At 69.5% G+C, this 7,152-nt stretch carries 4 protein-coding genes, 1 tRNA gene and 1 pseudogene; 4 read left to right on the forward strand and 2 right to left on the reverse strand.

From position 1 onward, the window contains the following. Window positions 1-97: 97 nt before the first annotated feature. The 3 genes from QOZ86_RS17915 (at window position 98) to QOZ86_RS17925 (ending at window position 1,704) form a co-directional block, all read left to right on the forward strand. Window positions 98-853 (forward strand): thioredoxin-like domain-containing protein, encoded by a 756-nt coding sequence (locus QOZ86_RS17915; protein WP_284493338.1) that lies wholly within the window; start codon window positions 98-100, stop codon window positions 851-853. 31 nt (window positions 854-884) lie between these two features. Beyond that, the gene (locus QOZ86_RS17920) at window positions 885-1,559 is read left to right on the forward strand and encodes a DUF305 domain-containing protein (RefSeq protein ID WP_284493339.1); all 675 of its coding nucleotides are present in this window, start codon (window positions 885-887) and stop codon (window positions 1,557-1,559) included. A gap of 70 nt (window positions 1,560-1,629) precedes the next feature. After that, a tRNA-Arg gene (locus tag QOZ86_RS17925) sits at window positions 1,630-1,704 on the forward strand. Window positions 1,705-1,955: 251 nt separating this feature from the next. Here the strand turns inward: QOZ86_RS17925 and QOZ86_RS17930 are convergent. Next, a pseudogene (locus QOZ86_RS17930) lies at window positions 1,956-2,186 on the reverse strand (integrase core domain-containing protein); the annotation flags it as partial. A 475-nt stretch (window positions 2,187-2,661) separates the two neighbouring features. Further along, window positions 2,662-5,814 carry an RHS repeat-associated core domain-containing protein gene (locus QOZ86_RS17935; protein WP_284493340.1) on the reverse strand — a complete coding sequence of 1,051 codons (3,153 nt, stop codon included), beginning with the start codon at window positions 5,812-5,814 and terminating at the stop codon, window positions 2,662-2,664. Between the two features lie 24 nt (window positions 5,815-5,838). Between QOZ86_RS17935 and QOZ86_RS17940 the strand changes: the two genes are divergently transcribed. Next, entirely contained in the window at window positions 5,839-7,146 is a 1,308-nt protein-coding gene (locus QOZ86_RS17940) for an ISL3 family transposase (protein WP_284493341.1), read from the forward strand. The last annotated feature ends 6 nt before the right edge of the window (window positions 7,147-7,152 follow it).

Here is a 7,152-nt window from a genome sequence, read left to right on the forward strand (position 1 = left end):
GACGTACAGGTCCGCGACCTAGACTCGCCGCCGGTACGAGGGGCTGTCCGGGGCCCCGCGGCACCGGCGCGGACGCGCCCCGTCACGAGGAGAGGCCTTGGCCAAGGACAGCACGCCCGACAAGAGCCGAGCCACCGGCAGTGGGGCCTCCCGCTCCGGCGGGCGCGGCACGGGCGGCCGGACCAGGCCCCCGACGCAGGTCGTGGCCCAGCAGCGCCCGTGGGGGCTCATCGCCGGAGCCTTGGCCGTCGTGGTGTTCGCCGCGGCCGTGATCACCTACGCCGTGGTGCAGGTGCGCGAGGCCGACGCCCTGAGCGTCGACTCGATCGACGAGATCGCCGGGGCCGTGGCCTACGAGTACGAGGGCGGGGAGCACGTCCAGACCCCGGTCGACTACGAGCAGTTCCCGCCGGTGGGCGGCCAGCACGACCCGGTCTGGGCCGACTGCACCGGCACCGTCTACGACGTCGACATCCGGCACGAGAACGCGGTGCACAGCTTGGAGCACGGCGCCGTGTGGATCACCTACAACCCCGACGAGGTCTCCGACGCCGACGTCGAGACGCTGGCCGGCCTGGTGGACGGCGTCTCGGGCCGGATGCTCTCGCCCTCCGAGGGGCAGGAGTCCCCGATCAGCGTCCAGTCCTGGGGCGAGCAGCTCCAGGTGGACAGCGCCGAGGACGAGCGGATCAAGCAGTTCGCCGACCTGATGACCTACAAGTCCGACGACTTCCCGGAGCCCGGCGCCACGTGCGAGCAGCCCACCTTCCTCGCCGACCCGCCCCTGGAGAACGACGACCCGGCCGCCGCGGCGGAGGACCCGGCCGACGCCGGCACCACCACCGCCCCCTGACCCGTACCGACAGCGCCGCGGAGGTGACCACGTGACCGCACCCAGCAGCACCCCGCGCAGTCCCCTGCGCACCGTCCTGCTCGCCGTCATCGGCGTCGGGCTGGTCCTCCTGGGCGGCGGGCTGGCCGTCGCCCTGGGCATCGGCCGGGACGACCGTCCCGCGGCCGACTCGGTGGATGCCGGTTTCGCACGCGACATGTCCCTGCACCACCTGCAGGGGGTGGAGATGGCCAACCTGGTCGCCGAGCGCAGCGAGGACCCCGAGGTCGAGTCGCTGGCCTTCGACATCTCCGCCACCCAGACCAACCAGACCGGGCGGATGCAGGGCTGGCTGACGCTCTGGGACGTCCCGCTCTCCGGCGGCGACACGATGGCCTGGATGCCCGCCGGCGAGGGCGGCCACGGCGGGCACGACATGGCGGACATGGAGATGGGCGCCGGCGCCCTGATGCCGGGCATGGCCACCGAGGAGGAGCTGGCGGAGCTGCGCACCCTGTCGGGCACCGCGTTCGACGCGGAGTTCCTGCAGCTGATGATCCGCCACCACCAGGGCGGCTTCGACATGGCCGACTACGCCGCCCAGCACGCCGAGGAGGAGGCCGTGCGCGACCTCGCCCGGTCGATCGTGCAGTCGCAGGGCACCGAGACCGCGACGATGACCGACATGCTCGCCGCTCGGGGTGGTACCCCTCTCCCGGCGCCGTGACCGGCGGGCCGGGAGCCGCTGCCCGGACCGCCTCGGGGGGCTGGTAACTTCTCCTCTGCCCCACCACCGAGCCCCCGTAGCTCAGGGGATAGAGCACCGCCCTCCGGAGGCGGGTGCGCAGGTTCGAATCCTGCCGGGGGCACCATGTGATGTCTCAGGACATTCCGGACGCCCGGACCCACGAATCTTGGGTTTGGGCGTCCGTCATTTACGTGCTGGGCCGGGTGGTTTGCCGGTGGGCTGGTAATCGCGGCTGGGGTCGATGGTGTGTACTCGACGGTGAAGCGGTCGAGCAGTGCCTTCAGTCCGGCGATGGTGGTGCGGGCGGGTTGGGCGCGCAGCCACTTCTCGAGCGTCTGCTGGAAGCGTTCGACCGTCCCGGGATCTGTGCCGGGCTCATGCGGGCTGCTCCTGCGGGATGAGGGCAGCGTAGTGAGGGTGCCTGACCTCGGATGGGATGATCATGCCTAGTGCCCCGCGCAGGCGGCGGTTGTTGCACCAGTCTGCCCAGCCGGCGGTGGCGTACTCGACGTCGGCGATCGTCTTGTACTGGCCGGCGTGGAAGACGCGAGTGCGGATGCACTCGGTCTTGTAGAGCCCGATCATGCTCTCCATCAGCGCGTTGTCGTTCAGCGGACAGAATTCAACCGGGATAGACGCGGATCTTGCCGTTGGAAATGTTGCTCCTCTGTTCGGGTCATCGCTCGTCAGGATCGTTACGTCCTGCAGTACACCATCGAGGATCCGAGTGAGCTTCTCTTAGACCAAATTTGCTCTACTGCGGGTGTAATCGAGTGCGCTCCATGCACCCAACTCAAATCCACTCGCAGTCTCATTCACAAAAGGGGAGGCGGCAGCCAACTTTGGGCGCTTCAGCTCTGAGGGCCTTCTAACCGCGATGCCCTACGCACCCCTTCAGGGACCCTTCGGAGGAGACCTCTTCGACAAGATAAGCATGGACACGAAGAGCAACACGGCGCCTGCCAAGCCCTTTTCGAGATCGTAGCTATTCGACGACGCGGCCCACAACTGCAGGGCTACTGCGGCCGAGAAAACCAATATTGCTAACATCGTCAACTTGCGGTTCTTCATCGGCCTATTCCTAGTCGTCGCTTCCAACAGTAATTATTGTTCCGTCTATAAGGCAGGTAGCTCCCACCAGAACGGCCCCAACAGGCCCTCCCAGCAGACCGAGACCGAAGCATCCGACTGACGCGATGATACTGCCGATCGCCTCGTTGCTGAGCAATCCGGTGGGGTCAATAAAGTTGACCGGGTTGCTGTTGGCGTATTCGTAGCGGTTAGCGCGCGACGGGTCGGCGAGGGTTTCGAGGGCGTCCTGCTGGGTGAAGCGGCCGGTTTCGGGGTCGTACCAGCGCTGGCCGTATTTGACGTAGCCGGTGGTGCGGTCGCGCATGCCGCCGGCGAAGCGGTAGGGGTTGAGCGCGGTCAATGTGTTATCGGTGATGTCCTGTTCGCTGGTGATCTGCCCGTAGGGGTCGTAGGTGTAGGCCGAGGCCACCGCGCCGTTGGGCTTGACCAGCGCGATCGGGGAGCCGACGGCGTCGAGGATGAAGTAGCCGGTGGTGCCGGTCCAGGATTTGATGGCCAGTGGGGTGCCGGCGTCGTCGTAGGTCAGGTGGGACCTGCCCTTGGGGCTGTCGATGGTGTCGATGAGGGGCAGGTTGTTGCTGTCGGTGCGGCCCCAGGTGTATGTGAAGCTGTCGCCGTTGGGGATGGTCTGGGAGATGAGCTCGTTCTGGGTGGTGCCGGCGTAGGTGTAGGAGCCGACGTCGTTGGCGTCGGTGCGGGCGGTCATCTGCTCGCTGCCGTTGTAGGCCAGGGTGACGTTGCTCGGCGCGCCGGTACGGTTCCCGGATCCGTCGTGGGCGTGGTCGCTGCCGGTGAGCTGGTCGGCGCTGTTGACGGTCTGGGTCTGCACCGCCACACCGTTCTTGACCGTCTGGGTGCGGTTGCCGTTGACGTCGTAGGTGTACGCCCAGGAGTCCCCGCCCGGGGTCGACGCGGAGGTGAGCCGGTTGGCGTCGTCGTAGCAGTAGGCGGTGGTGCCTCCGGTGAGGTGGTCGGTCATGCTCCACTTCAGCTCGGTGTCCACCCCGGCCGCCGGCGCGGTGGCGCAGGAGGCCGTGCCCGGTGAGGTGTAGGAGTAGGACAGGTCGCTGACCCGCAGCGTGTCGTCCGAGGCCCGGGCTGACCAGACCCGGACAGGCCGGCCGGAGGCGTCGTAGTCGGTGTGGGTGTGCGCGCCCCAGGTGGTGTTGGTGCTGTTGGTGGCGAACCAGGTGTCGGTGCGCCGGCCATCGGCGTCGTGGGCGAACGCGATGGTCAGCCCGTCGGGGGTGGTGGTGCTGGTCAGCAGGTTGCGGCTGTCGTAGCCGTGGGTGGTGGTGCCGGCCGCGTCGGTCTCGGACACCAGGTTCCCGGCCAGGTCGTAGGCGTAGGACAGCACGCCGCCGGCGGCGGTGTGGGAGCGGGAGGCCAGCCGGCCCAGCGGGTCGTACGTGTAGCTGGTGGTGCCGCTGGCGTCGGTGCGGGACTCGGTCTGTCCGGCGGTGTTGTAGACGTAGTCGACGGGCGGGGTGCCGTCGGAGTAGGTGACCTGCAGCAGTCGGTCGGCGGCGTCGTAGCGGTAGGTCTGGGTGATCCCGCGCCCGGAGGTGTAGGTGGCGACCCGGCCGTAGCCGTCGTGGGTGTAGGAGCGGGCGCCGAGGCTGTTGCCGGCCGGCGGGGTGATGCCCACCAGCTGCCCGGCGGTGTCGTAGCTGTAGCTGGTGGCCGCACCGGACGGGGAGGTGCTGGTGGTCACGGTTCCGTCGGGGTTGTAGGTGACGCTGGCCGTCGCCGAGGTGCCGTCGGCGGCGTTCACCCGGTTGCCGGCGGTGTCGTAGCCGTAGCTGGTGGGGTTCTGCTGCGCGTCGGTGCCCGCCGACGGGGAGTACGCCGCCGAGGGGGACTGGTAGGCATACGAGGTCGCCGCCCCCGTGGCCGCGGTGGTGCCGGTGAGGGTTTCACCGGCGTTGACCGCCGGGTCGTAGCCGAAGCTGGTGGTGCCGGCGCTGTCGGTGGCCGTGGCGACGTCCATGGCCGGGGTGTAGGTGGCCGAGCGAACCGCGCCGGTCGGGTCGGTGACGCTGGCGACCAGCAGCATCCCGTCGGCGGTGAGCCGGTAGCGGGTGTGCGGGCCGGAACCGACGGCGACCGCGGGGTCGGTGTTCGGTCCGGCGACGTCCGCGCCGAAGGAGCGGTAGTCCACCCGGGTCAGCGCGCTGCCGCCGCCGGCGGCCGGCTGGGTCACCGACACCACCCGCCGGTTGCTGTCGTAGCCGAAGGAGGTCACCGCACCACCCGGGGCGGTGACGCTGGCCAGCACATCCCCGGAACCGTAGGAGAAGCCGGTGGTGCGGCCCAGCCGGTCAGTCATGCTGATCAGCCGGTTGCTGCTGTCGTAGCCGAAGTCCACCGACCGGCTGATCGGGTTCCCGGCGGCGTCGGTGGCCCGCTGTGTGATGCCGGTGATCTGCCCGATCCCGCTGCCGGTGGTGATCACCTCGAGGGTGCGGGCGTCGGCCGGGCCCACGTCGGTGGTGATCGAGGCCAGGGCTCCACCGGAGGTGTAGTCGAAGGTCACCTGGTTGCCGTTGCGGTCCTCGATCGCGCGCAGCCGCCCGCTGGTGCCGAAGTGCCGCTTGGTCATGCTCGCGCGGTCGCGCAGGGTCCAGCCGTTGGCCTCATCGCCGGTCAGGTCCATCTTCAGTCCGGCCGGAGAGGTGTAGGTGCCCGGCGCGGCGGGGTTGGGCAGGAACGTACCGGTCAGCCCGCCCTCGCCGGAGAGGACGATAGCGCCGTGCCCGGCGACGTGGCGCAGCCGCACATCGGCGCCGGTGGACAGCCGCCACCCGGTGCTCGCCGGACCGGTCGAGCCGGCGAAGTCGGCGGAGGACAGACCGGTCACGCTGTTGTGCGTCAGCCCGACCCGGATGGGTGCGGCCGCCCGGCGCGGCAGCGTGAACGCCTCCACCGTGACCATCAGGTTCCCCGACCCGACGTCCAGTCCGGCGGCGATCCCGTCACCGATCGTGAACGGCAGCCGGGTCGCGCCCCGGCGCGGGCCGGCGCCCAGCGCGGTGCTGACCCGGCCGGTCTTGATCGGCTCTTCGCAGTTGAGGGTGTAGCGGGAGGCGGCGCGTCGTTGGCCGGGTAGGGGTCGAGGCCTTCCGATGATGGGAGTTCTCACGCTGCCCATCCGGAAGACCTCGACGTGCCTGACGCTACCTTCGGCTGCCCTGACCTGACCACGTTCGCCGGCTTGGACGAGCTGGGTCTCGAGGTCGTCGGGCAGCGGCTCTCCCCAGACCGTGCGGTCCTGGCCTGCCGGGTCGTCGAACCCGACCAGTGGTGCCGTCGCTGCGGGTGCGAGGGCGCGCCGCGTGACACCGTGACCCGGCGGCTGGCCCACGAACCGCTGGGCTGGCGACCGACCACGTTGCTGATCACGATCCGCCGCTACCGGTGCTCCGGTTGTGGGCACGTGTGGCGGCAAGAAACCAGCAAGGCGGCCGAGCCGCGAGCGAAGTTGTCGCGTCGTGGGCTGCGGTGGGCGCTGGAAGGCATCGTGGTCCAGCACCTGACCGTCGCCCGGGTCGCCGAGGGCCTCGGAGTCGCCTGGAACACCGCCAACGACGCCGTCCTCGCCGAGGGCAAGCGGGTCCTCATCGACGACCCCGGCCGGTTCGATGGCGTGCAGGTGCTCGGGGTCGATGAGCACGTGTGGCGCCACACCCGCCGTGGCGACAAGTACGTGACCGTGATCATCGACCTCACCGGCATCCGTGACGGCACTGGCCCAGCTCGGCTGCTGGACATGGTCGAGGGCCGCTCCAAGCAGGCGTTCAAGACCTGGCTCGGTGAGCGCCCCAAAGCCTGGCGCGACGAGGTCGAGGTGGTCGCGATGGACGGGTTCACCGGCTTCAAGACCGCCACGGCCGAGGAACTGCCCGAGGCGGTCGCGGTCATGGACCCCTTCCACGTGGTCCGCCTGGCCGGCGATGCGCTGGACCGGTGCCGCCGACGGGTCCAGCAGGCCCTGCACGGCCACCGCGGCATGAAGAACGACCCGCTCTACCGCGCCCGGCGGACGCTGCACACCGGCGCCGACCTGCTCACCGACAAGCAGACCCAACGCCTTCGAGCCCTCTTCGCTGCCGATGAGCACGTCGAGGTCGAGGCCACGTGGGGGATCTACCAGCGGATGATCGCTGCCTACCGAGAAGACGACCGGCGGCGCGGCCGCAAGCTGATGATCGACCTGATCGACTCGGTCAGCACCGGCGTGCCGAAGTCGCTCAGCGAGGTCATCACGCTGGGCCGAACGCTGAAGAAGCGCGCTGCCGACGTGCTGGCCTACTTCGACCGGCCCGGTACCTCCAACGGACCGACCGAGGCGATCAACGGACGACTCGAGCACCTCCGAGGCTCCGCGCTCGGGTTCCGCAACCTGACCAACTACATCGCCCGATCGCTTCTCGAGACCGGCGGGTTCAGGAGTCGACTACACCCTCGATCGTGAAGAGCC

This window comes from Blastococcus capsensis (assembly GCF_030165005.1).
GTDB lineage: Bacteria > Actinomycetota > Actinomycetes > Mycobacteriales > Geodermatophilaceae > Blastococcus > Blastococcus capsensis.